25 protein-coding genes are annotated in these 26,734 nt (G+C 65.5%); 6 read left to right on the plus strand and 19 right to left on the minus strand.

The window, feature by feature from the left end; genetic code table 11:
* Nucleotide 1 precedes the first annotated feature (1 nt).
* A complete protein-coding gene (fliF, locus tag DU475_RS07980) occupies nt 2-1,615 on the minus strand; it encodes a flagellar basal-body MS-ring/collar protein FliF (RefSeq protein ID WP_013503843.1) in 1,614 nt (537 codons plus the stop codon).
* 200 nt (nt 1,616-1,815) lie between these two features.
* Nucleotides 1,816-2,091, minus strand: a complete 276-nt coding sequence (sciP, locus tag DU475_RS07985) for a CtrA inhibitor SciP (protein WP_011156827.1) — start codon at nt 2,089-2,091, stop codon at nt 1,816-1,818.
* A 217-nt stretch (nt 2,092-2,308) separates the two neighbouring features.
* Here sciP and DU475_RS07990 point away from each other — a divergent pair, with 217 nt between their 5' ends.
* Nucleotides 2,309-2,776, plus strand: a complete 468-nt coding sequence (locus DU475_RS07990) for a hypothetical protein (RefSeq protein ID WP_164631627.1) — start codon at nt 2,309-2,311, stop codon at nt 2,774-2,776.
* On the opposite strand, the gene DU475_RS07995 is transcribed toward DU475_RS07990, so the two are convergent.
* The 4 genes from DU475_RS07995 to DU475_RS08010 all read right to left on the minus strand — a co-directional run bounded on the left by DU475_RS07995 (nt 2,748) and on the right by DU475_RS08010 (nt 8,868).
* The gene (locus DU475_RS07995; RefSeq protein WP_164631628.1) at nt 2,748-4,343 is read right to left on the minus strand and encodes an FAD-binding oxidoreductase; all 1,596 of its coding nucleotides are present in this window, start codon (nt 4,341-4,343) and stop codon (nt 2,748-2,750) included. The genes DU475_RS07990 and DU475_RS07995 overlap by 29 nt on opposite strands.
* Before the next feature lie 96 nt (nt 4,344-4,439).
* Nucleotides 4,440-5,345: a universal stress protein gene (locus tag DU475_RS08000; RefSeq protein ID WP_164631629.1), complete on the minus strand. Its 906-nt coding sequence runs from the start codon at nt 5,343-5,345 to the stop codon at nt 4,440-4,442.
* 49 nt (nt 5,346-5,394) lie between these two features.
* On the minus strand, nt 5,395-8,139 hold the full coding sequence (locus DU475_RS08005) for a cation-transporting P-type ATPase (protein WP_013503847.1): 2,745 nt from the start codon (nt 8,137-8,139) through the stop codon (nt 5,395-5,397).
* Nucleotides 8,140-8,397: 258 nt separating this feature from the next.
* Nucleotides 8,398-8,868 (minus strand): hypothetical protein, encoded by a 471-nt coding sequence (locus tag DU475_RS08010; protein WP_349644170.1) that lies wholly within the window; start codon nt 8,866-8,868, stop codon nt 8,398-8,400.
* Between the two features lie 131 nt (nt 8,869-8,999).
* Between DU475_RS08010 and cobS the strand changes: the two genes are divergently transcribed.
* Nucleotides 9,000-9,797, plus strand: coding sequence for an adenosylcobinamide-GDP ribazoletransferase (cobS, locus tag DU475_RS08015; protein WP_164631631.1), 798 nt, complete (start codon nt 9,000-9,002; stop codon nt 9,795-9,797).
* A 151-nt stretch (nt 9,798-9,948) separates the two neighbouring features.
* Here cobS and DU475_RS08020 read toward each other — a convergent pair whose 3' ends face one another.
* The 6 genes from DU475_RS08020 to urtB form a co-directional block, all read right to left on the minus strand.
* The gene (locus DU475_RS08020) at nt 9,949-10,293 is read right to left on the minus strand and encodes an FmdB family zinc ribbon protein (RefSeq protein ID WP_142882053.1); all 345 of its coding nucleotides are present in this window, start codon (nt 10,291-10,293) and stop codon (nt 9,949-9,951) included.
* 242 nt (nt 10,294-10,535) lie between these two features.
* On the minus strand, nt 10,536-11,765 hold the full coding sequence (gene fmdA, locus DU475_RS08025) for a formamidase (RefSeq protein WP_142882052.1): 1,230 nt from the start codon (nt 11,763-11,765) through the stop codon (nt 10,536-10,538).
* A 36-nt stretch (nt 11,766-11,801) separates the two neighbouring features.
* The gene (gene urtE, locus DU475_RS08030; RefSeq protein ID WP_164631632.1) at nt 11,802-12,491 is read right to left on the minus strand and encodes an urea ABC transporter ATP-binding subunit UrtE; all 690 of its coding nucleotides are present in this window, start codon (nt 12,489-12,491) and stop codon (nt 11,802-11,804) included.
* Nucleotides 12,492-12,502: 11 nt separating this feature from the next.
* The gene (urtD, locus tag DU475_RS08035) at nt 12,503-13,258 is read right to left on the minus strand and encodes an urea ABC transporter ATP-binding protein UrtD (RefSeq protein ID WP_142882050.1); all 756 of its coding nucleotides are present in this window, start codon (nt 13,256-13,258) and stop codon (nt 12,503-12,505) included.
* Between the two features lie 10 nt (nt 13,259-13,268).
* Complete coding sequence (urtC, locus tag DU475_RS08040; protein ID WP_142882049.1) at nt 13,269-14,420, minus strand: urea ABC transporter permease subunit UrtC; 1,152 nt, start codon at nt 14,418-14,420, stop codon at nt 13,269-13,271.
* Between the two features lie 15 nt (nt 14,421-14,435).
* Nucleotides 14,436-15,362: an urea ABC transporter permease subunit UrtB gene (urtB, locus tag DU475_RS08045; protein ID WP_142884150.1), complete on the minus strand. Its 927-nt coding sequence runs from the start codon at nt 15,360-15,362 to the stop codon at nt 14,436-14,438.
* Between urtB and DU475_RS24055 the strand changes: the two genes are divergently transcribed.
* Nucleotides 15,361-15,570 carry a hypothetical protein gene (locus DU475_RS24055; protein ID WP_205524275.1) on the plus strand — a complete coding sequence of 70 codons (210 nt, stop codon included), beginning with the start codon at nt 15,361-15,363 and terminating at the stop codon, nt 15,568-15,570. The genes urtB and DU475_RS24055 overlap by 2 nt on opposite strands.
* On the opposite strand, the gene urtA is transcribed toward DU475_RS24055, so the two are convergent.
* Nucleotides 15,561-16,823 (minus strand): urea ABC transporter substrate-binding protein, encoded by a 1,263-nt coding sequence (gene urtA, locus DU475_RS08050; RefSeq protein ID WP_013503856.1) that lies wholly within the window; start codon nt 16,821-16,823, stop codon nt 15,561-15,563. The two genes, DU475_RS24055 and urtA, sit on opposite strands and share 10 nt — an antisense overlap.
* Nucleotides 16,824-17,078: 255 nt before the next feature.
* Here urtA and DU475_RS08055 point away from each other — a divergent pair, with 255 nt between their 5' ends.
* Nucleotides 17,079-20,447, plus strand: a complete 3,369-nt coding sequence (locus DU475_RS08055; protein ID WP_142882048.1) for a hybrid sensor histidine kinase/response regulator — start codon at nt 17,079-17,081, stop codon at nt 20,445-20,447.
* Entirely contained in the window at nt 20,437-21,366 is a 930-nt protein-coding gene (locus DU475_RS08060; RefSeq protein ID WP_013503858.1) for a response regulator, read from the plus strand. The genes DU475_RS08055 and DU475_RS08060 overlap by 11 nt, the downstream gene beginning before the upstream one ends.
* Nucleotides 21,367-21,391: 25 nt before the next feature.
* On the opposite strand, the gene DU475_RS08065 is transcribed toward DU475_RS08060, so the two are convergent.
* The 6 genes from DU475_RS08065 to DU475_RS08090 form a co-directional block, all read right to left on the minus strand.
* Entirely contained in the window at nt 21,392-22,225 is an 834-nt protein-coding gene (locus tag DU475_RS08065) for a YihY/virulence factor BrkB family protein (protein ID WP_235677196.1), read from the minus strand.
* Nucleotides 22,226-22,377: 152 nt separating this feature from the next.
* Complete coding sequence (locus DU475_RS08070) at nt 22,378-22,536, minus strand: hypothetical protein (RefSeq protein ID WP_164631633.1); 159 nt, start codon at nt 22,534-22,536, stop codon at nt 22,378-22,380.
* 5 nt (nt 22,537-22,541) lie between these two features.
* A complete protein-coding gene (locus tag DU475_RS08075; RefSeq protein ID WP_164631634.1) occupies nt 22,542-23,255 on the minus strand; it encodes a hypothetical protein in 714 nt (237 codons plus the stop codon).
* Nucleotides 23,252-23,644, minus strand: a complete 393-nt coding sequence (locus DU475_RS08080) for a phage holin family protein (protein WP_164631635.1) — start codon at nt 23,642-23,644, stop codon at nt 23,252-23,254. The genes DU475_RS08075 and DU475_RS08080 overlap by 4 nt, the downstream gene beginning before the upstream one ends.
* Complete coding sequence (locus DU475_RS08085; protein ID WP_013503862.1) at nt 23,628-24,230, minus strand: hypothetical protein; 603 nt, start codon at nt 24,228-24,230, stop codon at nt 23,628-23,630. The genes DU475_RS08080 and DU475_RS08085 overlap by 17 nt, the downstream gene beginning before the upstream one ends.
* Nucleotides 24,231-24,245: 15 nt before the next feature.
* Complete coding sequence (locus tag DU475_RS08090) at nt 24,246-25,412, minus strand: hypothetical protein (RefSeq protein ID WP_164631636.1); 1,167 nt, start codon at nt 25,410-25,412, stop codon at nt 24,246-24,248.
* Between the two features lie 326 nt (nt 25,413-25,738).
* On the opposite strand from DU475_RS08090, the gene DU475_RS08095 reads away from it, so the two are divergent.
* On the plus strand, nt 25,739-26,734 hold a 996-nt coding region (locus DU475_RS08095; protein WP_164631637.1), incomplete at its 3' end, for an AMP-binding protein.

Raw genomic sequence — 26,734 nt, forward strand, 5'->3', positions numbered from 1 at the left:
ATTAGGCGGCGGGTTCGGCCAGCCATTGACGGACAATGGCGGCGGTTTCGTTGGGATTGCGTTCGGCGAGCTCGCCAACCCGGTGCACCGACTGGGCGTGGACCTGACCCTGCACCTGGGCGATGTCGATCATGCTGGGCATTCCGGGCGCCACCGGCTGCCCGTCGACGCCGATCTGCGGCACGGTGCCGTCGGCCAGCGCCGGCAGGCCCGCCGCTTCCGGCGTCTGCTCTGCGGCGAGCACGCGCTTGACCAGAGGGCGGATCACCATGAACAGCACCACCAAGCCGAGCAGGAACATCACCCCGAGCTGAATCATGTTCATGATGTCGTCCTTGGTGAATTGGAACATGCCCATCAGCCCGGCGGGCTCCGGCAGTTTCTCGATCTGCGGCGCTTCGGCGAATTTCAGGTTGACGACTTCGATCTGGTCGCCGCGCTTCTGATCGAAGCCGATCGCCGAGCGCACCAGCGCGGCGATCCGGTCGAGCTGCTCCTTGGACCGCTCGGCGTAAACCAGCTCACCCTTGTCGTCCTTGGTGTAGGCGCCGTCGACCAGCACCGCGACCGAGAGCCGGTTGACCCGGCCGGCCTCGGTGACTTCGGTCTTGGTGACGCGAGAGATCTCGTAATTGTTGGTCTCTTCGGACTTCTTGCTGACGTCGCGTGCGCCGGCGCCCTGTCCCTGGTTGGCGCCGGGCAGCTCGTTGTTGACGGTCACCTGACCATCGGCGGCCGAGGTCGCGGCGGATTCTTCACGAGTCTGACTCGACCGCAGCACCCGTCCTTCCGGATCGAACGTGTCGGAGGTCTGGGTGATCTTGTTGTAGTCGAAGTCGGCCGAGACCTGGACCCGGGCACGCCCCGAGCCGACCACCGAGGAAACGATGCCCTCGATCTGGTGACGCATCCGCTTTTCGAATGCGGCGCGCCGCTCGTCGCTGGTGGCGCCTTCCATCTGCTCGCCGCTGGCCGAGCCGTCGGCGAGCAACTGCCCCGCCTCGTCGACGATCGACACCCGTTGCGGCTTCAGGCCGTTGACGGCGGAAGCAACGAGATGGCGGATGGCGCGGACCTGCTGCGGCTCCAGCGCGCCGCGCACCCGCAGCACGATAGAGGCGGACGGCTCCGGCGCCTCGCGCGAGAACAACGGCCGCGCCGGCAGCACCAGATGCACCCGCGCCGCCTGAACCCGGTCGATCGCCCGGATGGTGCGCGACAATTCGCCTTCGAGTGCGCGTAGATGGTTGATGTTCTGGACGAAGCTGGTGGTGCCGAGCGCATCCGACTTGTCGAAGATCTCGTAGCCGACGCCGCCGCCCTTCGGCAGGCCGCCTTCGGCCAGCTTCATCCGCAGCCGGGTCACCTTGTCCTTCGGCACCAGCAAAATGGCGCCCTCGTTGCGCATCTCGAACGGAATACCCTGGCGCTCCAGCTCCTTGATGATGCTGGACGAGTCCTCGACGCTGAGGTCCGTATAGAGAGTCGTCATCTGCGGCTGCGACACCCGCATGATGACGAAGGCGAAGAAGCCGACCAGCGCAACCGTGACGGCGATCATCGCCATCAGCCGGGCGGCCCCCAAGCCTTTCAGGAAACTCAACAGATTCTGCAAGGACCAGCCCCTCGGATGCACGACGCGACCGACCGGCGGGATCAGCCTCCCCGCCCGGCTAGGCAAATCTTGCCTATGGGATGGTTTCCATATGGTTAACGAATCTTAACGGACCGGAAAAACCGGCGAAAATGCTGAAAGCCGGCTTCCCGAAAAGGAGCCGGCTTTCATCGAATCGTCGAAATCTGGAAAGGATTTGTTTACTGGCGATACTGCTGGATTCGGGTGGTCCGCAGCCCGGCCAGACCGTGATGGTCGATCGAGAACTGCCAGGACAGGAATTCGTCCACCGTCAGGGTGTATCGGCTGCACGCCTCTTCCAGAGAGAGCAGTCCGCCGCGGACCGCGGCCACGACTTCGGCCTTCCGGCGAATGACCCAGCGCTTGGTGCCGGGTGCAGGCAGGTCCGCGATCGTCAATGGGCTTCCATCGGGCCCGATCACGTATTTTACCCTCGGGCGGTGGGGCTCTGTCATGGCGTACTCACAACTCGCAAAGCACTCAACTCACAGGCTTAACCTAAGCGGCCCGGCTTAAAATTTGCCTAAGCGCGACACGAGATCGCGGGTATTGCTGTTAGTAATCCGGTAACGATTGGCTCAACGCCCGTGCTGTCCTGATGTGAATACGTGGAACGACCGACCGTGGCAGGTTCGGCTTCCGGATCGGCGGTCGATCGTCTAGTGCTGATGTATGAGCGACGACAGCGCACGGGCAACGACGCCCGCCCCCAACCCGAACGCGAATGCCGGTACCCGCTCGCATGCGGTCGCACTCGACGACACGACGTTGGCGGCGATCGACCAGTGGGCGACGAGCCGGCGCATGTCGCGAACAGAAGCGCTCGCCGAGCTGGTGCGGCTCGGCCTCGGCATCGCACCAGGCGCAAGGCCACCGCTCGCGATTGCACCGGACCGCGCGGTCGAACTCGCCGCGTCGCAGATCCACGCGCTGATCGATCCCGAAGCGCCGACGGACGAACGCGACCGGAGAATCGCTCGGCTGGTCGAAGGCCCGCCGGAATTCGTCGAAGCGCGTGTCGACCTGCCGCGCCGCCGCGCCACGGATCTGACGCCGCCCACAATTGCCGCCACCCTGCCGCCGGCCGCTCCCGGCACGCCGCAGCGTCGCGCTACGGATCGATCAGCACTCCCGGATTGAGCATCGCGTGCGGATCGAATTCGCGTTTGGCGGCGCGTAGCGCCGCAGCGAACAGTTCGGGACGCTGACGGTCGTACCATTTGCGATGATCGCGCCCGACCGCGTGGTGATGGGTGATGGTGCCGCCGGCGGCGATCAACGCGTCGCTCGCCGCATCCTTGATCGCCTGCCATTGCTCGAGCAGCGCGCCGTGCCGTCCGAGCGCATGAAACGAGAAATACGGCGCAGGTCCGTCCGGATAGACGTGGGTGAAGCGACAGGTGACTTCGCCCTTGATCCCGGTCGCATCCAGGATCGCCTGCTCGGTCGCAGCCTTGATGCCGTCGTGGAAGCTCTCGAACCGCTCCCAGGTTATCGACGTTTCGAAGGTGTCGTTGATCAGTCCCGCGGGCGTCAGGAATTCCCGCGCATAGGGCATCCGGATGAAGGCGTTGCGCCACAGTCCGGCGGCACCTTCGAGATGTGCCGATGAAGCGTCGGCCTCTTCCTTGGTGCCGCCGTGGTCGGCGCAGCATTCCAGCGCTCGCGCCATCCACGGCTCGACCGGGTGATCGCCACTCTCGAACGCCAGCACCATGATGGCGACGCTGCCGTCGGCGGCACCGGTGTTGTACGCCTCCTGCGGATCAAGAATACGACAGTTCGACGGATAGAGTCCCGCCTGCGCCACCGCCCGGACCGCGTGCGCCGCGGCGAAGAAGGTCGGAAAACGCACCGAAGCGCCGGCGCGGAACATCGGGCGTGATTGCAGCCGCATCCAGGCCGCGGAGATCACGCCCAGAATGCCTTCGGAGCCGATAAACATCCGGTCCGGGCTCGGGCCGGCGCCGGAGCCCGGCAGCCGCCGCGTCTCGACCACCCCTCGCGGCGTCACCACGCGGAGGCTTTCGACCAAATCGTCGATGTGGGTGTAGAGGCTGGCGAAGTGACCACCGGAGCGGGTCGCGATCCAGCCGCCGAGCGTGGAGTATTCGAAGCTCTGCGGAAAGTGCCGGAGCGTGACATTGCGCGACTTGAGTTGCGCCTCCAGCGCCGGACCGAACGCGCCGCCCTGGATCAGCGCCGCGCGGGAAGTGGCGTCGACCTCGAGCACCTTGCCGAGGTGCCGCAGATCAAGCGTCACCGCCGCTTTGTAGCGGCTGCCGTCGACGCGGCATTCCACGCCGCCGCACACCGACGAGCCACCGCCGAACGGCGTCAACGCGGCGCCGGCGCCGCCGGCCCAATCCATCACCGCGGCGATCTCAGCTTCGTCGCGGGGATAGGCGACGACGTCAGGCGCGGCATCGTAGTCGCCGAGCATGCCGCGAACGTAGTCTGGATAGGATTTGCCATAGGCGTGGGCGGCGCGGTGATAGACATCGACCGCGCAGATTTCGGACAGCGACTTCGGCGGCACGATCCGGGGTTCGCGGAGCTTGATGTCGTCGAGCGCGGCGACGCCGACCCTCTCGAAGCTGTCGCAGCCGAACTTCGCCTGATAGCGGCCGAGCACGAACGCCTGCTCGGCCTCCGTCATGCCCTCGCCTTCCCGTCCCCAGCCATAGTGCTTCAGCCGCGCGCCCATCCTCGACCTCCCGGTTGCTTGCCGGCGAGGTGCCAATGCCACGCCGATCAGCAGGGAGTGTGACGGGCAATGCCGAGGCCGGCAAGCCGGCTCGGTTCAGCCCGCGGCGTCGCGCACAGGTACCACCAGAATGTCGCGCTGCAGTTGGCGCAACACCTCCTCGGTCACGCTGCTGAGCAACAACCGCACCGCACCACGCCGCGCGTGGGTACCGATCACCACCAGATCGGGGCGCAATTCGGTAGCAGCCTCGATGATATCGGTGGCGAGGCCGACCCCTTCCCTGACCACGGTGGAGTAGTCGATGTCGTCGAGCCTAAGCGGTTCGAGGAAGCGCACCAGATCCCGCACCGCATCGGTGCGGGTGTCGACCAGATAGTCGTCGAGACTGGTCTTGTCGACGCCGGCGTAGTTGAGCATGCCAGCGGCGGCGGCGTCGTAGACGTGCATCACGATCAGTTTGGTCCGTTGCAGCAGGCCGAGCCGGCGCCCGGTCTCAAGTGCCTGGGCCGAGCAGTCGGTCAGTTCGACCGGCGCGAGGCTCTTCGCGTAGGGCAACGCCGGATCAAGATTGGCCATCAGAACCGGCACCGTGCTGTTGCGAATCACCCTCTCGGCGGTGGTGCCGACGAAAATGTCGCGCAGGAATAGCCGGCGATGGCTGCCGACCACGCACAGATCGGCGCTCTCCTGCTGCGCAGCACGGACGATGCCGTCGAACGGCGTGCCGAGTATGACCAGTGGCCTGCAATCCAGGCCGGCCAGATAGGTGTGTTCGCGGATCGCATCCGCGAGCGCCGACTCGGCGAGTTCGACCTCCACCGTGACGATGTGCTCGGGCTGATCATCGTCCACCACATGGGCGATCACCAGGCCGGCGCCGCTTTGCCTGGCGAGGGCGGCGGCACGGCGCACCGCACGATCTGAGCGCGCCGAGAAATCAGTGGCGGCGAGCACAACCTTCAGGCCGGACATCGTATCGGGACGGGGCAGTTCATTCATGATGAAACTCGTCGTTGGAGTGAAGCGGGCGCGACGACGCGATGACCGGCTACGGCTCGAGACGCTGCAGCGCTCCGATCCTGCGCATCACCAGCTTCTCCAGTTCGAGCACGATCATCAGCACCACGCCGGCGCCGATCACCACCGCACCGTCGACCAGCGAGATCGGCGTGGTGGCGAACAGGCTGTGCATGAACGGCGCATAAGTGAAGGTGAGCTGCGCGGCGACCACCACCACCAGCGCGGCCAGCACCGGCATAGTCCCGAGCGCGCCACGCAGCGATATCGAACTGGTGTGAAGATAGCGAACGTTGAACAGATAGAAGATCTCGAACACCACGATCACGTTGACCACCATGGTGCGCGCGGTCTCCAGCGGCAGGCCCTTGCCGAGTGCGAAGAAGAAGATCGCCAACGCGCCGACGGTGAACAGGAACGAGACGAAGAAGATCCGCCATACCAGAAACCGCGACAGCAGCGGCGCGTGCGCCGGCCGCGGCGGGCGCTTCATCACGCCGGGCTCCGGCGGCTCGAACGCCAACACAAGGCCGAGCGTGACGGTGAGGATCAGGTTGATCCACAGGATCTGCACCGGCGTCATCGGCATGGTGAAGCCGACCAGGATCGCAATGATGACGGTGAGCACCTCGCCGCCGTTGGTCGGAATCGTCCAGGCTATCACCTTGCGGATGTTGTCGTAGACGGTGCGGCCTTCCTGTACGGCGGCGACGATGGAGACGAAATTGTCGTCGAGCAGCACCACCTCGGAGGCTTCCTTGGCCGTTTCGGTGCCCTTGTGGCCCATCGCGATGCCGACATCGGCCTGCTTGAGCGCCGGCGCATCGTTGACGCCGTCGCCGGTCATCGCCACCACCGCACCGGTGGATTGCAGCGCCTGGACGATGCGCAGCTTGTGTTCCGGATTGGTGCGGGCGAACACGTCAGTGCGGCGCGCCAGCTCGACGAAGCCGGAATCCGGGGTGCGGTCGAGCTCGGCACCGGTGACGACATCGGGATGATCGGTGAGGTTCAGTTGCCGTGCGATCGACTCCGCCGTCGCGGCGTGATCGCCGGTGATCATTTTGACCACAATGCCGGCGGAGCGGCACTCGGCGATCGCCTGGATCACCTCGTCGCGCGGCGGATCGATGAAGCCGACCAGCCCCATGAACGACAGTCCCTCGTCGAGATCGGCGAAGCCGAGCTGATCGGACGGCCGCGCCGGCGAGCGTAGCGCAAAGCCGAGCACGCGCTCGCCTTCGGCCGCAGCGCGCGCAATCTGCGCGGTCCAGAATTCCGGATCAATCGGATGCAGCGCACCGCCCGGACCAACCTGGGTCGCGCACATGCCCAGCAGCCGTTCCGGCGCGCCCTTGACGAAGATCACCTGCGCGCCGGATTCGGCAGCGTGACGGGTCGCCATGAAGCGGTGCTTGGCATCGAACGGAATTTCATCGGAGCGCTTCCACGCTGACCGCTCGCCTTCCGGATCGAGCCCGGCCTTGATCGCGAGCGCGACCAGCGCGCCCTCCATTGGATCGCCATCGACGACGAAGTGCCCATCGACCTGGCGAAGCTGGGCGTCGTTGCACAGCAGCGCCGAGCGGATCAGTTGCGCCGCTGACGCCACCGCTTCGGGATCGTCGCGGCCGTCGACCGTGAACTCGCCCTTCGGCACGTAGCCCGAGCCGCTGACCAGGATGGTGTGGTCGGCGGTGACGATGCGCCGCGCGGTCATCTCGTTGCGGGTCAGCGTGCCAGTCTTGTCGGAGCAAATTACCGACGTCGCGCCGAGGGTTTCGACGGCCGGCAGCCGGCGGATGATGGCGTTGCGCCTCGCCATTCGCTGCACACCGATGGCCAGCGTGATCGTGATCACCGCCGGCAGCCCCTCCGGCACCACGCCGACCGCGAGCGCCACCACGGCGATCAGCGCGTCCGACCAGGCGTAGTCGCGCACCAGTGTGGCGAAGGCGAAGATCGCCACCGCCGCCGAGATTGCCACCCAGGTGAAGCGTTCACCGAACCGATTGATCTGTGCCAGCAGCGGCGTCGCCAGTTGTTCGACGCCCTGGATCATGGTGCTGATGCGACCGATCTCGGTGCGGGCGGCGGTCGCGACCACGACACCAAAGCCCTGCCCGGCCGAAACCAGCGTGCCGGAAAACGCCATGCACAGTCGGTCGCCGAGCGGCGCGTCGGGCGCCGCCGGCTGGTCGTGCTTTTCCGACGCGACCGACTCGCCGGTCAGCATCGCTTCATCGATCAACAGGCCGCGGGCACGTGTCAGCCGCAGATCGGCCGGCACGCGGTCGCCAGCCTCGATCATGACTACGTCGCCGGGCACCAACTCCTCGGCCGGCACAACGACGCGATGACCGTCGCGCCAAGCATGAGCGCGCGGCGAGATCATCTTCTTGATCGCCGCGAGCGCCTTCTCGGCTTTGTCCTCCTGAAGGTAGCCGACGATGGCGTTGATGGTCACGACTGCGACGATCACCGCAGCATCGATATGGTGACCGAGGAACGCGGCAGCGACTGCGGCCGCCAGCAGGAAGTAGATCAACGTATTGTTGAACTGCGACAGGAACCGCAGGATCGCCGAGCGGCGCGGCGGCTCCGGTAGCGCATTGGGGCCGTAGCTCTCCAACCGGCGCCTCGCCTCCTCGCTGCTGAGGCCGCCACGACTGGTGCCGAGAGCGGCGAGGACGCGGTCTGCATCGACCGCATGCCACATTTCCGCGGAGGCCTGATCGTTCGGGCCCTTGATGTCGGCTTGCAATACTTCGGTCATGGTGGGGTCTCGACGTCTTGGGCTCGGCAAGAACGCTGCGGTTCGAAGCCGAACGCATCCCTCAGAAGACGCGTCCATGGCCTCTGCTCCGTCCGATCCCGAACAAGGGAATCGGCCACGCAACGCGATGGGAGGAAATCGAAATGCCGGACGGCGTCGCCGCGGCGATCAGGCGAGAACGGGCTCAGCGCCTCGCGCCGTCGGACGACGGCTCGCTCGATCGGGATGACGGCAGCAGACGGAGTCGCGGCGTGAGGACTATGCGGCTATTGGCGGACGCAGTTGCGGAGGCTCGCTGCGATCGAGCATCGGCTCGACCAGCGGCAGGTGCACGCGGGTCGACTGATCGCAGCCGAGGTTCCTGAACGACACCGGAGTCAGCGCATTGGCGCTGTCGGTCGTCATGATCTCCGGATCGTCAGTGAGATTCAGCGGCGGAACCGGAGGCGGCGTCTTGACGAGGGTAAACTCGGGACGCGGCCCATCTTGAGCCGCGGCGACCGAAACGTTGCCGAGAACGAGCACAGCGAATGCACACACACAGATCGCCGCCTGAAGCCACAAGCGCACTGCGGCGGAGATCGCCAAGCCGTCCCTCTTTCGTTCAAATCGCATCGTCGCGCAGCGTACCCCATCTCGATCAGGACTGACAAAGGGTAGCGGCCGGAGGTCGACGGTCACATTGACCTCTATCAAGGGGTTAGCCGTTTGGATGCGGCGGGTGGTCACAGTCGGCGGAAGGTCGCGGCAACCGCAACCCGGTATCAAAACACCGCAGTCGGACCGACCTACGGTGCACGCGGGCGCTTGACCGCAATCGCGGGTGCGCGCAGTACGGCGGCTTCCGCAAAGGCAGATACATGACCGACTCCCCTCAACTCTCGCGGCCGACGCCGACCCTGGCGCAATTGCTCGACGCCGTGCGCTTCCTCACCATCCTGCCGGTGCCGAGCGCCGACCGCGCCCCGGAGCCCGACTGGCTGATGCGAGCGATGACGTTCTTTCCCGTGGTCGGAGTCGGCATCGGCGTGGTGTCAGCGGCGGCGATGATCGTCGGCACCTCCCTGTTCGGACCGACGCTCGGCGCGCTCTTCGCGGTGACCGCCTCGATCGCGCTGACCGGCGCCTTCCACGAAGACGGTCTCGCCGACACCTTCGATGCGTTCGGCGGCGGCTGGACGGTCGAGCGCCGACTCGAGATCATGAAGGATAGCCGCATCGGCACCTACGGGGCGCTCGCGCTCGGCATCGGCGTGGCGCTCCGGGTTGCGGCGCTGACGCTGCTGCCGCTGTGGGCGGCCCTGGCCGCGCTGGTCGCCTGCCATGCGGCGTCGCGCGGCGCGTCGTGCCTGGTGGCGCATCAGATGAGCTACGCCGGCAATACCGCGGCGATGAAGGCGAGCTACGCCGATACCACGCTGCGCAAGGACGAACTGGTGCTCGGCGCAATCGCTGTCGCGCTCGGCGCGCTGCCGCTGTTACTGGTTTCGCCGATCGCGTTGGTGATCGGCCTCGCCGCCGGTGCCGCACTCACCGCAGCGATGGCCGGCTGGGCCAAGCGCCTGATCGGCGGCTACACCGGCGACGTGCTCGGCGCCAGCGAGCAATTGTTCGAAATCGGCTTTCTGCTTGGCGTCGCGGCGGTGATCGCCGGATAGGTCGGTCGCTCCAGTCCCTTCATCATAGCGAGGAGCACCCGGATCGACGCTTCGCGTCGTCCGATTACAGGCTCCGCGACGAAGCAATTCAGAAGCCCGGTGCACCCGCTTCCTGGATTGCTTCGCTTCGTTCGCAATGATGAGAAAGCAATTAGTGGCTGATCATCCAGGGCCGCGCGGTGGGGAAGCCCTTGGCGCCGCTCTTGGTGCGGGTCTGCAGCCGCGCCGGCTTCTTGATGCCCGAACAGCAACTGCAGCCGGGGGCATGTTTGGCTTTGTATTCGCCGACCGTCATCGGCGCGTTGCGGCTCTTCTCGTTGGTGGCGTGGGCGGCGCGCTGCGAGGACGGCATGCAGGAGAAATTCGGCGCGGTGAGGATCACCCGCGGTGACGAAGTCTCGCAGGTCGGGCAGAGCTGCGGATCGTCACATTCCGCCATCGGCCGCAGATCGGTGAACGGCCCGCAGGCGTCGCATAGATACTCGTAGACAGGCATCGTCGTTTCCCTTGCGCTGACGATTGGTTCGGACCTGTGCGATGGGAGCGGGGCGGAAAACACGCCCCGTCCCGCCCCCCGTCGCGCAGGGAAGTCTTGGCGACTAGCCGCCATGATGACTGCTCGGCGGTTGCCACGTTGTTCCCGTCATGCCCGGGCTTGTCCCGGGCATCTACGCCTTGATGCGGCTCAGCAGTTAAGGCGTGGATGGCCGGGACAAGCCCGGCCATGACGACGTTTGGTTACTTATCCGGCGAAATCGGCATCTGGATGTCGCCCTTGATCGCCTTCACCGGGCCGGCCGAGGTCGGCATCATGTCGAAGTCGAAGATTTCGGTCGGCAGCCACAGCGTGGCGCAGGCGTTGGGAACGTCGACGACGCCGGAGATATGGCCCTGCACCGGCGCAGTGCCGAGGATCGAATAGGCCTGAGCGCCGGAGTAGCCGAACTTCTTCAGATACTCGATGGCGTTCAAGCACGCCTGGCGATACGCCACAGTGACGTCGAGATAATGCTGCTGGCCCTGCTCGTCGACCGAAATGCCCTCGAAGATCAGATAGTCCTTGTAGTTCGGCGTCACCGGCGACGGCTTGAAGATCGGGTTCTTGATGCCGTATTTCGAGACGCCGTCCTTGATGACGTCGACCTTGATGTGCAGCCAGCCGGCCATCTCGATCGCGCCGCAGAAGGTGATCTCGCCGTCGCCCTGGCTGAAGTGCAGATCGCCCATCGACAGGCCGCCGCCCGGCACATAGACCGGGAAGTAGATCTTCGAACCGCGCGACAGATCCTTGATGTCGCAGTTGCCGCCATGTTCGCGCGGCGGCACCGTGCGGGCACCTTCGGCCGCGGCCTTGGCCTTGTCGTCGCCCTTCAGCTTGCCCATATGGGCGGTCGGCCCGAACGGCGGATTGGCGAGGCCGGGCACCCGGGTCGGATTGGTGGCGATCAACGCGGTTTCACGTTCATTCCACGCCGCCAGCAGCTTCGGATCGGGCAGACAGCCGATCAGACCGGGATGAATCAGCCCGGCGAAATTGACGCCCGGGATGTGACGCGATGAGGTGTACATCCCCTTGAAGTCCCAGATCGACTTCTGTGCCAGCGGGAAGTGGTCGGTGAGGAAGCCGCCGCCGTTCTGCTTGGAGAAGAAGCCGTTGAATCCCCACATGCTCTCGGCCTTCGGGCCGATGTCGAGCAGATCGACGACCAGAAGATCGCCGGGCTCGGCGCCCTTGACGCCGATCGGGCCCGACAGGAAGTGCACGATCGACAGGTCGATGTCGCGAACGTCGTCGGCCGAGTCGTTGTTCTTGATGAAACCGCCGGTCCAATCATAGGTCTCGACGATGAAGTCGTCACCGGGATTGACCCACGCGGCCATCGGAATGTCCGGGTGCCAGCGGTTGTGGACCATCTCGTTGTCGTAGGCCGACTGTGTGAGGTCGACCTTGATCAGTGTCTCTGGCATCGGAAGCTCCCCTTGTTACCAGTGGACGGTGGAAAACTAGACGGACAGATATTTCGCGACCTGCGCCTCATCGACGCCGGCACGCGGCTCATCGCGCACGATTTCGCCGTTCTCGATCACCAGCACCCGATCGGCGACGTCGAGCGCGAAGCTCAGCACCTGCTCGGACACGATGATCGAAAGACCGCGGCTGTCGCGGATGCGCTTCAAGGTGCGCGCCATCTCGCGAATGATCGACGGCTGGATGCCCTCGGTCGGTTCGTCGAGCAGCAGCACCTTCGGCTTGGTGGCGAGCGCGCGGGCGATCGCCAATTGCTGTTGCTGGCCGCCCGACAGGTTGCCGCCGCGCCGCCCCTTCATTTCGAGCAGCACCGGAAACAGCTCGTAGATGTCGGCCGGCACCTCGCTGTCGCCGGAGGCCGCAAGCCCGGTCTCGATGTTCTCCTTCACCGTCATGGTGGAGAAGATCATGCGGCCCTGCGGCACATAGGCGAGCCCCTTGGCGACGCGCTCGTAGCTCTTGAGGACGCCGAGCTCGACGCCGTTCATGGCGATCGAGCCCTTGCGCTGCGGGACGATGCCCATCAGCGATTTCATCAGGGTGGTCTTGCCCATGCCGTTGCGGCCCATGATCGCGACGATCTCGTTCGGCGCGACGTCGATATTGAGCCCGTGCAGCACCTCGCTCTGGCCATAGGCGACGTGCAGATCGTTGATAGCAAGCATGTCCGCCTCCTTTAGTGGCCCAGATAGACTTCGATCACCTTGGGGTCGTTCTTCACCGTGTCCATGGTGCCCTCGGACAGGATCTGGCCCTGGTGCAGCACGGTGACCTTGTGGGCGATGTCTTCGACGAACTTCATGTCGTGCTCTATCACCAGAACCGAGCGGTCCTTGATGATGGTGTGCAGCAGCTCGGCGGTCTTGACGCGCTCGGAGACGCTCATGCCGGCGACCGGCTCGTCGAGCATCAACAGGTCGGGGTCCTGGATCAGCAGCATGCCGATCTCGAGCCACTGCTTCTGGCCGTGGCTGAGCAGATCGGCGCTCATACCTAGCTTGTCCTTGAGGAAGATCGCCTCGGCGACTTCCTCCACGCGCTCGCGCACGGCGGCGGTGCGCTTGAACGCCAGCGCACCGAACACCGAGCGGCCCTGCGGATATGAGATCTCCAGATTCTCGAACACCGTGAGGTCTTCGTAGATCGACGGCGTCTGGAACTTGCGCCCCACCCCGACCTGGACGATCTGGTTCTCCTTCATCTTGGTGAGATCCTTGCCGCGGAAATGGATCGCACCGGAGGTCGCTTTGGTCTTGCCGCAGATCAGATCCAGCACCGTGGTCTTGCCGGCTCCATTGGGGCCGATGATCACGCGGATCTCGTTCTCCTCGACGTAGAACGACAGATCGTTGACCGCCTTGAAGCCATCGAACGAAACCGTGAGCCCTTCCACAGCGAGCAGGAATTCGGGCGGTTGATGACCGATCAGCATGATGTCCTCCTCATTCCGCCGGGGCGCCGTCGGCCACCGAGCCGAACGGTTTGCCGTTGCCGTGATCCGAACCGGGCTTACGCTTGCTGATCAGCTTGCCGAACAGCGGCTGGACATTGTCGCGCCAGATGCCGGCCAGACCATTCGGGAAGATCAGCACCACCGCGATGAACAAGGCACCCAGGCCGAACAGCCAAAGCTGCGGGAAGGATTCCGACAGCGAGGTCTTGGCGAAATTGACCAGAAGCGTGCCGTAGACCGCGCCGAAGATCGACAGCCGGCCGCCGACCGCGGTGTAGATCACCATCTCGATCGACGGTACGATGCCGACGAAGGACGGCGACATGAAGCCGACATTGAGGGTGAACATCGCGCCGCCGATCGCCGCAAACATTGCCGCGAGGCAGAACGCGAAGATCTTGAAATTGGCGACGCTGTAGCCGGAGAACCGCACCCGGTCCTCTTTCTCGCGCATCGCCACCAGAATGCGGCCGAGCTTGGCGTGACGCACGAACAGCGCCAGCAGGATGCAGCCGAACAGGAACGCGACCTCGACGAAGTAGAGCACCACCTTGGCGTGGTCGGGACGGATGTCCCAGCCCTTCAGAGTGCGCAGGTCGGTGATGCCGTTGATGCCGCCGGTGTAACCCTGCTGGCCGATGATCAGGATCGTCATGATTGCGGCGATCGCCTGGGTGATGATGGCGAAGTACACGCCGCCGACCCGCCGTTTGAACATCGCGGCGCCGATCAGATAGGCGAACACCGTCGGCACCACCAGGATCGCCACGATCGTCAGCGTCAGACTGTGGAACGGCTGCCAGAACCACGGAAGCTGCGTGATCTGGTTCCAGTCCATGAAGTCCGGGATGCCGGGGGTGGACTGGATCTTGGTGTTCTCGACGCTGGAGGCTTCCAGCTTGAGATACATCGCCATGCAGTAGCCACCGAGACCGAAGAACACACCCTGGCCGAGGCTGAGAATGCCGCCGAAGCCCCAGCACAGCACCAGGCCGATCGCCACGAAGGCGTAGGTCAGATATTTGGCGACCAGGTTGAGGCGGAACACGTCCAGCGTCAGCGGCAGGATCACCACCAGGAGCACGGCGAGGACGGCGAGACCGAGCAGGTCGGTACGACTGAGGAAGCGCGGGCTGTCCATGACGGAGGCTCCTGTTTACTTGCGGACCTTGAGGGCGAACAGGCCTTGCGGACGCACCATCAGGATCGCCACGATGGCGAGCAGCGTCAGCACCTTGGCCATCGAACCGGACATGAAGAACTCCATCGTCGACTGCGCCTGGGAGATGCTGAAGGCGGACGCGATGGTGCCGAACAGGCTGGCGGCACCGCCGAACACCACGACCAGGAAGGTGTCGACGATGTAGAGCTGGCCGGAGGTCGGCCCCGTCGAGCCGATCATGGTGAAGGCCGAGCCCGCGATGCCGGCGATGCCGCAGCCGAGGCCGAAGGTGTAGCGGTCGACCTTCTCGGTGTTGATGCCGACGGCGCCGGCCATCACCCGGTTCTGCATCACGGCGCGGACCTGGCGGCCCCAGCGCGACCAGAACAGCAGATAGAACACCACAGCGGTGATCAGCACGGTGAGCGCCATCACGAACATGCCGTTGATCGGAATCTCGATAGTGTCGGTGACCTGCTTGGAGCCGAGCATCCACTGCGGCAGCTCGACGCCCACCTCGCGGGCGCCGAAGATCGAGCGGTACGCCTGTTGCAGGATCAGCGACAGCCCCCAGGTCGCCAGCAGAGTGTCGAGCGGGCGCTTGTAGAGGTGGCGGATCAGCCCCCACTCCACCAGCATGCCGAGCGCCCCGGATGCGATGAAGGCGAGAATCATCGCGATGAAGAAGTAGCCGGCGAACAGCGACGGCAGATAGGACTGGAACAGGTTCGACGTCATCCAGGTGACGTAGGCACCCAGAATCATGAACTCGCCGTGGGCCATGTTGATGACGCCCATCTGGCCGAAAATGATCGCCAGCCCCAGCGCCATCAGCACGTAGACCGAAAACAGAATGAGCCCCGCGAAGCCCTGCATCGCGAAGATCGCGCCGAGATCGCCAATCGAATAGTCGCCGAACATGACGCTGCCCCTGGATGGAATGGATCTGGATTCGGTGGTGGCGGCGGCGCGCTCCCACACTCCGGCCGTCATCGCCGGGCGCGACCCGGCGATCCATCTTCTTGCGAAGGAGATGGATGCGCGGGCAGCTATGCGAAGACGCGCTTCGCGCTGTTGCCCGCGCATGACGCGGAGTTTGTGGAAGCGTTTCGCCGACGCTTACTGGTAGCCCTTCGGGAACGGATCGGGCTCGACCAGATCGGCGGTTTCGTAGATCAGCTCGTACTGACCATCCGCCTTGGCGCGGCCGACGCGGGTCTTGGACCACAGGTGGTGGTTCTCGTGGATCCGGACATAACCTTCCGGCGCCCCCTTGAATTCGACCCCCGGAGAGGCCGCCGCGACCTTGTCGACATCGAACGAGCCGGCCTTCTCGACCGTCAATTTCCACAGCCACGGGCCGAGATAGGCAGCCTGGGTGACGTCTCCGATCACCGTCTTGTCGCCCCACATCTTCTTGAACGCGGCGACGAATTCCTTGTTGTTGGGATTGTCGAGCGACTGGAAGTACTTCATGCAAGCATAGGCGCCGGCGATGTTCTCGCCGCCGATGCCGTCGATCTCGTCTTCGGTCACCGAGATGGTCAACAGCGTCTGCTTCGACAGGTCGATGCCGGCCGCCTTGAGCTGTTTGTAGAAGGCGACGTTGGAACCGCCGACGATGATGGCGTAGATCACGTCCGGCTTGGTCAGCTTGATCTTGTTGATCACCGAGTTGAACTGGGTGTGGCCGAGCGGGAAGTATTCTTCGCCGACGACCTTGCAGCCCTGCAGATGGTTCTCGATGTGCTTGCGGGCGATCTTGTTCGAGGTGCGAGGCCAGATGTAGTCGGAACCGAGCAGATAGAAGCTCTTGGCGTTCTTGGTCTTGTTGACCCAGTCGAGGCCGGCGATGATCTGCTGAGTGGCTTCCTGGCCGGTGTAGATCACATTCTTGGACTGCTCGAGGCCTTCGTAGAAGGTCGGGTAGTACAGCATGCCGTTATACTGTTCGAACACCGGCAGCACCGCCTTGCGCGACGCCGAGGTCCAGCACCCCATCACCGCGGCGCACTTGTCGTTGACCAGCAGCTTCTTGGCCTTTTCGGCGAAGGTCGGCCAATCGGAAGCGCCGTCTTCCTGAATGTACTTGATCTTGCGGCCGAGCACGCCGCCGCTGGCATTGATCTGCTCGATCGCCAGCTTCTCGGCCTGCACCGAGCCGGTCTCGGAGATCGCCATGGTGCCGGTCACCGAATGCAGGATGCCGACCGTTACCTCAGTATCCGTCACCGCGAGACCGGTCGTATTGACCGCAGAAGTTGCGGGCGCCTGGGCGAACGAGGTGCGCGGCAACATCGCGATGGCGGGGATCGCCGCCATTCCCATCAGCAGCTTACGCCGGAGCGGCGAATTCAGGCTCGTCTTGTTGTCGTCTGACATTAACTACCCCTTCGTGGTTCGTGGATGCGAGTGCAGTCGGGGAAACGATCGACGAATTCGGCGACTGGACCGATACGCAAGATCACGTATGTTGCATCGCAAGATCGCGACGTAGGTTTTTCAGGCGACGGAGCCTCGTGGTCCGGTGCCGCAGCAACGAGCTGCAGGCCGAACAATTGCGCGGGTCGTGATCGCAAAACCGGCAACGTCGCCGGCGGATCGGCGCTAGGGTCGGACAGAGATGAGGAGAAGCGCGTGGCGGGGCGGCAGCGCATAGATCGCGTTCGGCGCCAGTACAATCAGTGGGTCGCCAACCAGACTCTCGAGGACTACGCGCTCCGCTTCACCGCAAAGAGCTCGCGCCGGTGGTCGGCGGCACGCGTCGCCAACACCGCGCTAGGCGCGATCTCGTTCCTGGCGCTGGAGGCGATCGGCGGCACTATCACGCTGAACTACGGCGTCACCAACGCCACCGCGGCGATCCTGGTGGTCGGCGTGATCATCTTTTGCTGCGGCCTGCCGATCGCCTATCACGCCGCGAAATGTGGGGTCGATATCGACCTTCTGACCCGCGGCGCCGGCTTCGGCTATATCGGCTCGACCGTCACCTCGCTGATCTACGCCTCCTTCACCTTCATCTTCTTCGCCATCGAGGCCGTGATCCTCGCCAACGCGCTGGAACTGTGCTTCGGCCTGCCGCTGCCGCTCGGCTACTTCTTCAGCGCGGTCGTGATCATCCCCCTGGTGACTTACGGCATCACCCTGATCAGCCGGTTCCAGCTCTGGACCCAACCGTTCTGGATCCTGCTGCACATCCTTCCGTTCGCCGCGATCGCGGTGAAGAGCCCGGAGTCCTTCACCGCCTGGACGAGGTTCGCCGGTGAGCAAGGCAGCCCGGACGGCAAGCTCGATCTGCTGCTGTTCGGCACCGCGGCCTCGGTGGTGTTCGCGCTGGTGGCGCAGATCGGCGAGCAGGTCGACTTCCTGCGCTTCCTGCCGCGCGACCGCCGCGCCTCCCGCGGCGCCTGGTGGATCGCAATGATCAGCGCCGGCCCCGGCTGGATCGTCCCCGGCGCGCTCAAGATGCTGGCGGGATCGTTCCTCGCCTACTTCGCCCTCAGCCGCGGCGCGCCGCCGGACGAAGCGGCTGAGCCGGCGCACATGTATCTCGAAGCGTTCCGCACCGTGCTGGAGCAGCCCGGCCTGGTGCTGGCGCTGACCGGCGCGTTCGTGATCCTGTCGCAGATCAAGATCAACGTCACCAACGCCTATGCGGGCTCGATCGCCTGGTCGAACTTCTTCTCACGGCTGACGCACAGCCATCCCGGACGCGTCGTCTGGCTGGTGTTCAACGTGCTGGTGGCGCTGCTGCTGATGGAGATCGGCGTCTACAAGGCGCTGGAGCACACCCTGGCGCTGTACTCGAACGTCGCGATCGCCTGGGTCGGAGCGCTGGTGGCCGATCTCGTCGTCAACCGGCCGCTCGGGCTGCGGCCTCGCCACATGGAGTTCAAACGCGCGCATCTGTACGACATCAACCCGGTCGGGGTCGGCTCGATGACGATCGCCACGGTGCTGTCGATCACCGCGTTCTACGGCGTGTTCGGGCCGACCGTGAAAGCACTGGCGCCGTTCGTGGCGCTGACCGTGGCTTTCCTCACCGCACCGGTGATCGCCTTCGCGACCGGCGGCCGGTTCTACATCGCGCGCAAGCCGAAACGCGCCTGGCAGCACGTCGAGGCGATCAAGTGCTGCATCTGCGAGCACTCGTTCGAACCGGAAGACATGGCCTCCTGCCCGGCCTATGCCGGGCCGATCTGCTCGCTGTGCTGCTCGCTCGACGCACGCTGCAGCGATCTGTGCAAGCCGCACGCCCGAATCGACGCGCAGTTCACCGACACCCTCGGCAAGGTGCTGCCGCAGCGGGTCTATGCGCTGCTGAATTCCCAGGTCGGACATTATCTCACCGTGTTCGCAGCCTCGGTCGGCCTGATCGGCCTGTCGTTGCTGCTGATCTATCTGCAGGCGGCGACCGCCAACGAAGCCCAGCAGATCGAACTCGCCGAGGTGTTGTGGAAGCTGTTCTTCGCGCTGACCATCATCGTCGGCGTGGTGAGCTGGCTGTTCGTGCTGGCGCGGCTGAGCCGGCAGGCGGCGGAGGCCGAAACCCGGCGACAGACCACGCTGCTGATGCAGGAGATCGACGCCCACCGCCAGACCGACGCCGAGCTGCAGCGCGCCAAGGAGGCGGCGGAGTCGGCCAACCTCGCCAAGAGTCGCTACGTGGTCGGCCTCAGCCACGAGCTGCGCTCGCCGCTCAACGCCATCAGCGGCTACGCGCAGCTTCTGGAGCAGGACAACAGCCTGCCGCCGCGGCCGCGCGACCAGATCCGGCTGATGCGACGCAGCGCCGATCATCTGTCGGGCCTGATCGACGGCCTGCTGGATATCTCGAAAATCGAGGCCGGCAGGCTGTACCTATCGCGCGACGAGGTGCGGTTCGGCGAATTCCTCGATCAGCTCGTCGGCATGTTCCGGCTACAGGCGGCCGCCAAGGACATCGAGTTCGTGTTCAAGCGGCCGCAATATCTGCCGCCGATGGTCTATGCCGACGAGAAGCGGCTGCGCCAGGTGCTGATCAACCTGTTGTCGAACGCCATCAAGTTCACCCAGCAAGGCAGCGTGCAGTTCATCGTGCACTACCGCAACCCGGTCGCCGAGCTCGAAGTCCGCGACACTGGGCCCGGCATCCATCCCGACGATCTGGAGCGAATCTTCGCGCCGTTCGAGCGCGGCGCCCTCGGCGCCGCCCAGCCGCACAGCGGCACCGGCCTCGGCCTCACCATCAGCAAGCTGCTGGCCGGGGTGATGGGCGGCGACCTCACAGTGACATCGACGCCGGACAAGGGTTCGACTTTTCGGGTCAAGCTGCTGCTGTCCGAGGTCACCAATCCGACCCGCACCCGCTCGATCCGCGCGCCGGTGCTCGGCTATCAGGGCCCGCGCAAGACCATCCTGGTCACCGACGACGATCCGGCGCAGCGCGGATTGCTGCAGGATGCGCTGGCGCCGCTCGGCTTCATCGTGCTGGTGGCGACCGACGGCTATTCCTGCGTCGATCTCGCCGAGCACTGCCAGCCGGATCTGTTCCTGCTCGACATCTCGATGCCGGGGATGGACGGCTGGACGGTGGCCGAGACGCTGCGCTCCCAGGGTCATCACCACGCGCGGATCCTGATGCTGTCGGCGAGCGCGCTGGAGGCGCACGGCACGCTGCTGTCCCAGCCGTTCCACGATGCCTACCTGATGAAGCCGGTCGACATTCCGCGGCTGCTCGAACTGATCGGCCAGCTCCTCAAGATCGAATGGATCTACAAGGGCGAAACCACCGCCGCCGCCGATGAGACGCCCGAGATCCAGCATCCGCCGATGCGGCACGTCGAGGAATTGTTGGAGCTCGGCAAAATCGGCTACATCCGCGGCATCGAGTCGAAGCTCGATCAGATCCACACCGATTATCCGGAGACCTGGGCGTTCGTGTCGCAGATGCGAACGCTCGTCGAGCAATTCGATCTCGACTCCTACATGAAGACGCTGAACACGCTGTATCGCCATGAACAATGACATGAAAAAGCGCGATATCGCCCTGGTGGTCGACGACTCTCCGGAGACGTTGCGGATGCTGACCGACGCCCTCGACGGCGCCGGCATGACCGTGATGGTGGCGCTCGACGGCGCCGCGGCGATGCGGATCGTCGAGCAGATCACGCCGGACATCATCCTGCTCGACGCCGTAATGCCGGGGATGGACGGATTCGAAACCTGCCGGCGGCTGAAGCGCAGCGCGGGATTGTCCGACGTGCCGGTGATCTTCATGACCGGACTGTCGGAGTCCGAGCACATCGTCCGCGGCCTCGAAGCCGGCGGCGTCGACTACGTCACCAAGCCGATCGCGATCGTCGAGATGCTGGCGCGGATCCGAGTTCACCTCAACAACGCGCGGGTGAGCCAGAGCGCCCGCGCAGCGCTGGATGTTTCGGGACGTTTCCTGCTCGCGGTCGACCGGCTCGGCAAGGTGCTGTGGGCGACGCCGCAGGCGCAAAAGCTGCTCGCCGCAGATGGCGCGCCGGAGGACGGTCTGCGGCTGGATCTGCCGAAGCCCTGGCTCGACTGGCTGGAGCAGGTCCACACCGGACTCGCCCAGCCGAAGATGCCGATCAAGGCATCGATGCTGCGCAACGACGAGCTGCGGCTGCAATATATGGGCAAGCTCGGCCCCAACGAATTCCTGCTGCGGCTGGCGCGCGATACGGCAACCGAGGCGCCGACGCAGTTCTCAGCCGAATTTGGCCTCACCAGCCGCGAGAGCGAGGTGCTGGCGTGGCTGAGCAAGGGCAAGACCAACCGCGACATCGCGCAGATTTTGGGTCTGAGCCCCCGCACCGTCGACAAGCATCTCGAGCAGATCTACGCCAAGCTCGGCGTCGAGAACCGCACCGCCGCCGCCGCGATAGCCACCAATGCGAGCCGGCGGGATCTGTGACTGTCGCGCCCGCCCGCACGCTCGATCAGCTCGGCCCGCCTTCGGCCCGGCCGAGCCGCCCCGCCCGCGCTTCGATCGCGGCATTGAGCTCGCCGCCGACCAGCACCACGATCGCGGTCATCCACATCCAGATCATCAAGCCGATCGCCGCGCCGAGCGAGCCGTAGGTCGCGTTGTAGTCGGCGAAGTTGGCGAGGTAGTAGGACAGCGCAGCCGAGCCGGCGAGCCAACTCAGCGTCGCCGCGACGCTGCCGGGCACGACCCAGCGCCACGGCGGCGACGGCCGGTTGGCCGCGGTTCGATACAGCAGTCCCAGCCCGGCGAAGGTCAGCAGCGCCAACACGGGCCAGCGGCCATAGTCGATCACCACCGCCACCAGACTGCCTAGTCCGATCTGTGCCAGCACGATCGGCGCTGCGATCACCAAGCCGATTGCCGCAAGCACCGCACCGAGCGCACCGAGCGTCAACAGCAGCGAAAATGCGTTGAGCTTGAAGAAGCCGCGCTCCTCCTCGACGTCATACACCGCATTGAGCGCGTCGATGATGGCTTTGACGCCGCCATTGGCGCTCCACAGCGCCAGTGACAGGCTGACCAGGAACGCAAAGCCCAGCCTGGTCTGGCCATTCGCCAGCACCCGGCCAACCTGCTCCTCGATCACGGAGTAGGTGCCGGCCGGCACCACCGCAGACAACTGCGCGAGGTGCCCGCTTATCGTCACAGGATCGGCAAACAGCGCATAAGACGACACCAGGGCCGTGATGGCGGGAAACAGACCGAGCAGCCAGTAGAACACCACGCCAGCCGCGACCAACAGCAGCCGGTCGCCGCCGATCCGCGCATAGGTGTCAGCGAACACCGGCTTCCAACCGGTGCGCAGAACCTGCCACGGCGAGTCGGCGCGAGGTCGCGGTTCTGACGAAAGGGCTCGTTCGGGCGCACGCCGTCTGCGGCGCGCAGCAAGGCTTGGCTCCGCGGCGGTCATCAGCACACCAGTTGCGTGTCAAAAATTCAGTGCGTGCTGGACTTCTGCCAGCGTTCCAGATCCGGCCTGTCGGGCGGATTCTGGTCGTCGACCTGCGAGCTCTGCCCCGGCTTCTTCCAGGGCTCGCGGGTGCCGCTCTTCATCGCGTCGCCGGGGCGGTCGTCGGGCGCCTTGTCGTCTGCCATCGCCCTCACTCCAGCCGCACGTTGTCTTCGGCCGCTTCGGCAACCCGCTTGGCCTTCTCGCCGACCTCGCGCGCCGCTGCCATCGCGGCTTCCGGCGTCAGCCCCTGACGACGCGCTTCCTCTGCGGCAGCGCCGGCGACATCGCGTGCCATCTCGCCAGCCCGTGCCGCCTGCTGCCGCGCATAGTCGCGCGCCTGCGCCATCATTTCGTCGCTGGTGTCGCCGAACAGCTCGCGTTCGGTCTCGGTCGCCGGAAGAGACGCCGCGATGCCGGCGCCGATCGCGACGCCGATCGCCCCGAGCAGCAATGGCTGCTCATTGAACAGATCGCCGAGCCGGGTCTTCGCACTGTCGAACAGGTCGGCACCGGTCTCCGGAATGGCACGGCCGAATTCTGTCGCACGATCGATCGCTTCCGCGCCGCGCTCGCGCGCCATCCGCGCGGCCTCGCTCGCGGCACTCGCCGCGCCGTCGCGCACCTCGCCGAGTTTCTCGCCGACATCGGCGAAACGCTCGCCGACCCGCCCGACCGCCTCGGAGGCGACGTCCGGGACGCGGTCGAGGCCGGTGTCGTGCACGAAGCGCGACGCTCGCGCCTTGGCGCGATCGCCGGTGAACAGCCACAATAGTCCCATTCCGATCAGCGCGGTCGAGACCGGATTGCGCCGCATCGCGTCGCCGAGATCGCCGATGAACGGCACGCCCTCTTTCTTGCTCATCGCATCATCTCCCCGGCCGCTTGCTTGTCGCGCTGCAATTGTTCCATGGTCATCTCCGGCTTCAGTGCCTCCGGCGACATCCGGTTTGCGCCGAAACCGATCAGCGTCGCCGCGATGCCCGTGGTGCAGGCGCCGACGATCAGGTAGGCCACCGAGGTCGCAAATCCGTTCTCGATCAGAGCTGCCGCAGCCGCCATCAGCAGCACCACCAGACCGGGGATCAGGATCACCGCGCCGGCGCCGATCATCATCGCGGCCCGACCAATCTGACCGAGCTTGTCCGACATCTCGGCCCGCGCCAGATCGAATTCGTTACTGACGAGCTTGGCGAACTGATTGAAAGCGTCCCCGACCAGGTCCGGGATCGAGCGATTACTTGGCGTTGTCATCGTCGGAACTCCGGTTGACCTGAGCATCGACGACGCGGCTGTCGCGCCCCGAACTCTTCAGGAAGCGTACCGCGCCGAACCCCGCGAGCACCGCCAGACCGAGAAACACCGTCGGCTGGCGCCGGGCGAAGTCCTGCACGCCATGCACCAGATCGGACAGGTCACCGCGCTGCACGGTGTCGGAGATGTCCTCGACCTTGTTAGCCGCCTTGCGCATATAGACGCCGGCGATCGGCAAATCGTTGTCGAACTCGCGCGAAGCCCGGCGGATCGCGTCGGCGATGTGGGCGACGTAGTCGGCGCCGGCCTGCTTTTCTTCATAGGCACGCCGCTTCAAAGATTCGCCGGCCTCGGCGGCGAAATCCTTGGCGGTTTCGGCGAACTCCTCGGCCTTGGCACGGGCGGCGTCCGCGGATTCGCTTGCCAAACCGACGATCCTTTCTTTCAGATCGCGCTCGGGCTCCGCACCCGCGCCGGTCTCGCCGGAGACCATCTCCGGATCCTTCTTGGCTGACTTCGGTGGCTGCTGGCGTCCGCCATTGCTGCCGCCGGTCGCGCCAGGTGTCTTGACGATTTGCTCGGCCATGTCCGGTATCTCCGATCAATGCTTGTTCTGCGAGGGCGAAGGCGCTTCGAACGAAGAGGCTGCGGCTTCGGCGACCTTACGGACGCGCTGGCCGAGATCTCTCACGTTCTCGGCGAGGTCGTCGCCGGTCAATCCCTGCTGTTCGGCTTCGCGCGCCGCGCCCTGATAGGCGGCGCGCCCCTTCTCGAACCCGCGCGACACCGCGTCCCTGGCCTGCTCGCCGACGCGGCGGCCGACACGCCCGCCGCTGGCGCGCACGCGTGGAAACGCGCTGGCGATCAGCCCGCCGATCAACAATCCGGCGCCGGCAACCAGCAGCGGATGATCAGTCAGGGTCTGCTTAGCGGTCTTGCCGGCGCGATGGCTGAAATCGGTGGCCTGGTGGCGCAATCGCGCCGCCGCCTCCATTCCAGCATCTCGGGTGTCGTGGATCGTTTCGCGCACCTTGGCGGCCGCATCACCGGCGCGCTCACGAACCGTGTCGACCACGGCGCCGGCAAGGCCGGCTCCGCGTGCCGCGAGCTGTTCGGCTTCGCCGGCAAACGCTTCACCGGCCGCGCTGGCGCGGCGTCGCAGATCATCGCCGCTATGCGCAACGCTGCGGCTGAGATCGTCGCCCTTGTGCTTGAGATCCGCGGCGGTCGCGGTCGCCGCCTGGCGGAACTGCTCGGCGCGACTGGCCACGGCATCACTGGCAGCGTCGAACGCGCCGGACGCATATTCGCGGGCCGCCACCGCCGTGTCGGCGGCATCGGCGGAAAATTCGCGGGTTCGGCGCTCGAGATCACCGGCGAGATCGCGGGCTTTGTCGGACGCCCGTTGGGTCAGCTCCGCGCCGGATCGGGTGCCGGCCAGATACAGCCCGGCGCCGATCATCAGCACCGGCGCGGGAATCGCCCGCACCACCTTCCACAGCGGATAAGCCAGCGTCGCGCCCACCGCGACCGCCTGCACCGGATTGTGGCGGATCGAGTCGCGCACATTGTCGGCGAGTTCCTCGCCGCGCGACTTGATGTAGCTGCCCACCTCGGCCTTGATCGCGGCCGGCGAGTATTTCTCGCGGACCTCGTTCGCGGTGTCGGCGACGGTGGCGCGCAACTGGCCCACGGTCTCGGTCAGGCCAGCCCGGGCGCGTTCGGTGTCGCGGCGAATCTCGTCCAGGCTTCGGGTGTCGTTGGCCATGAGATGCCTCCAATCCTTGTCTCGCGTCCCCAACTCGGCCAGGTGAGCGATGTTCCTTGCCTTCAATCCATTCATACAAATGGGGATTCGGGAACAGCAGCGGAAGCAGCCCGGCCCCGGAAGTCACGGATTCAGTCACCCGGCCTCCGCCGGATGCCGCTTTCAGCGGTAGCGCGGTCGGGATAGCGTGGCGGATGCGCGATCATGCTTTCCGCACCCTGACGATGTTCGCTACAAAGCGAGGCGCGGACGACCGGCCAACCGGCGGCGCGACAATCCGGACCCGCCGCGAACGAGCGGTTGCGGCCGGCACCAGGGGGGACACGATGGCGCTTCACGACTTCACGCTGGCCGACGTCTATCGCCGCAACGCGGTGCTGTTTCCCGAGCGCACCGCCTTCGTGGTCGACGGCGTCCGCCTCACCCACCGCGACTATCTGGCGCGGGCCGAACGGCTGGCGAGTGGTTTGCTGCGCGACGGCGTACAGACCGGCGACCGGGTGGCGATCCTGTCGCAGAACTGCATCGAGATGGTCGAGCTGATCGGTGCGGTGGCGCTGATCGGCGCGATCCTGCTGCCGGTGAACTACCGGCTCAATGCCGACGAAATCGCCTTCGTGCTCAGCGACGGCGCGCCCAGCGTGGTGGTGGCCGGTACCGACTATCGCGACATCGTGGCCGGCATGCTGCCCTCGCTCGACGGTGTGAAGAAGGCCTACGCAATCGGGGGCGGCAGCGGCCCGTTCGCGCCGTTCACCGAGCTGTCGTCGGAGGCTCCCTTCGCCCCGGCCGAGTTCGGCGCCGCCGACGGCTTCGTCATCATCCACACTGCGGCGGTGGGCGGCCGGCCGCGCGGCGCGTTGATCTCGCAAGGCAATCTCCTGATTGCGCAAAGCTCGCTGGTCGACGCCTGGCGACTGAGCGAAGCCGACGTCAATCTCGGCATGCTGCCGCTGTTTCATGTCACCGGGCTCGGCCTGATGCTGACGCTGCAACAAGCCGGCGGAGCGAGCGTGATCGCCGCGAAATTCGATCCGGCGCAGGCGGCGCGCGACATCGAAGCCCACAAGGTGACGGTGCTGGCCGAGTTCGCCCCGATGCTCGGCAACGTTCTCGACCAGGCCCAGCCGGCTCAGCTCGAAAGCCTGCGCGCGGTGACCGGGCTCGACACCCCGGAGACGATCGAGCGGTTCGAAGCCGCCTGCCCGAACGCAACGTTCTGGGCGACGTTCGGGCAGTCCGAGACCTCGGGCCTGTCGACGTTCGCGCCGTATCGCGACCGGCCGAAATCTGCAGGGCGGCCGCTGTTCTGGCGCACCGTC

Origin of the sequence: Rhodopseudomonas sp. WA056 (genome assembly GCF_010906995.1) — a bacterium.
GTDB classification, from domain to species: Bacteria; Pseudomonadota; Alphaproteobacteria; order Rhizobiales; family Xanthobacteraceae; genus Rhodopseudomonas; species Rhodopseudomonas palustris_G.

Bases quoted from the DNA above. Each gene is read 5' to 3' on its own strand.
- sciP (WP_011156827.1), bottom strand. From the start codon at position 2,091: ATGACAGAGCCCCACCGCCCGAGGGTAAAATACGTGATCGGGCCCGAT.
- DU475_RS07990 (WP_164631627.1), top strand. From the start codon at position 2,309: ATGAGCGACGACAGCGCACGGGCAACGACGCCCGCCCCCAACCCGAAC.
- DU475_RS07995 (WP_164631628.1), bottom strand. From the start codon at position 4,343: ATGGGCGCGCGGCTGAAGCACTATGGCTGGGGACGGGAAGGCGAGGGC.
- DU475_RS08000 (WP_164631629.1), bottom strand. From the start codon at position 5,345: ATGAATGAACTGCCCCGTCCCGATACGATGTCCGGCCTGAAGGTTGTG.
- DU475_RS08005 (WP_013503847.1), bottom strand. From the start codon at position 8,139: ATGACCGAAGTATTGCAAGCCGACATCAAGGGCCCGAACGATCAGGCC.
- cobS (WP_164631631.1), top strand. From the start codon at position 9,000: ATGACCGACTCCCCTCAACTCTCGCGGCCGACGCCGACCCTGGCGCAA.
- DU475_RS08020 (WP_142882053.1), bottom strand. From the start codon at position 10,293: ATGCCTGTCTACGAGTATCTATGCGACGCCTGCGGGCCGTTCACCGAT.
- fmdA (WP_142882052.1), bottom strand. From the start codon at position 11,765: ATGCCAGAGACACTGATCAAGGTCGACCTCACACAGTCGGCCTACGAC.
- urtE (WP_164631632.1), bottom strand. From the start codon at position 12,491: ATGCTTGCTATCAACGATCTGCACGTCGCCTATGGCCAGAGCGAGGTG.
- urtD (WP_142882050.1), bottom strand. From the start codon at position 13,258: ATGCTGATCGGTCATCAACCGCCCGAATTCCTGCTCGCTGTGGAAGGG.
- urtC (WP_142882049.1), bottom strand. From the start codon at position 14,420: ATGGACAGCCCGCGCTTCCTCAGTCGTACCGACCTGCTCGGTCTCGCC.
- DU475_RS24055 (WP_205524275.1), top strand. From the start codon at position 15,361: ATGACGCTGCCCCTGGATGGAATGGATCTGGATTCGGTGGTGGCGGCG.
- urtB (WP_142884150.1), bottom strand. From the start codon at position 15,362: ATGTTCGGCGACTATTCGATTGGCGATCTCGGCGCGATCTTCGCGATG.
- urtA (WP_013503856.1), bottom strand. From the start codon at position 16,823: ATGTCAGACGACAACAAGACGAGCCTGAATTCGCCGCTCCGGCGTAAG.
- DU475_RS08060 (WP_013503858.1), top strand. From the start codon at position 20,437: ATGAACAATGACATGAAAAAGCGCGATATCGCCCTGGTGGTCGACGAC.
- DU475_RS08070 (WP_164631633.1), bottom strand. From the start codon at position 22,536: ATGGCAGACGACAAGGCGCCCGACGACCGCCCCGGCGACGCGATGAAG.
- DU475_RS08075 (WP_164631634.1), bottom strand. From the start codon at position 23,255: ATGAGCAAGAAAGAGGGCGTGCCGTTCATCGGCGATCTCGGCGACGCG.
- DU475_RS08080 (WP_164631635.1), bottom strand. From the start codon at position 23,644: ATGACAACGCCAAGTAATCGCTCGATCCCGGACCTGGTCGGGGACGCT.
- DU475_RS08085 (WP_013503862.1), bottom strand. From the start codon at position 24,230: ATGGCCGAGCAAATCGTCAAGACACCTGGCGCGACCGGCGGCAGCAAT.
- DU475_RS08090 (WP_164631636.1), bottom strand. From the start codon at position 25,412: ATGGCCAACGACACCCGAAGCCTGGACGAGATTCGCCGCGACACCGAA.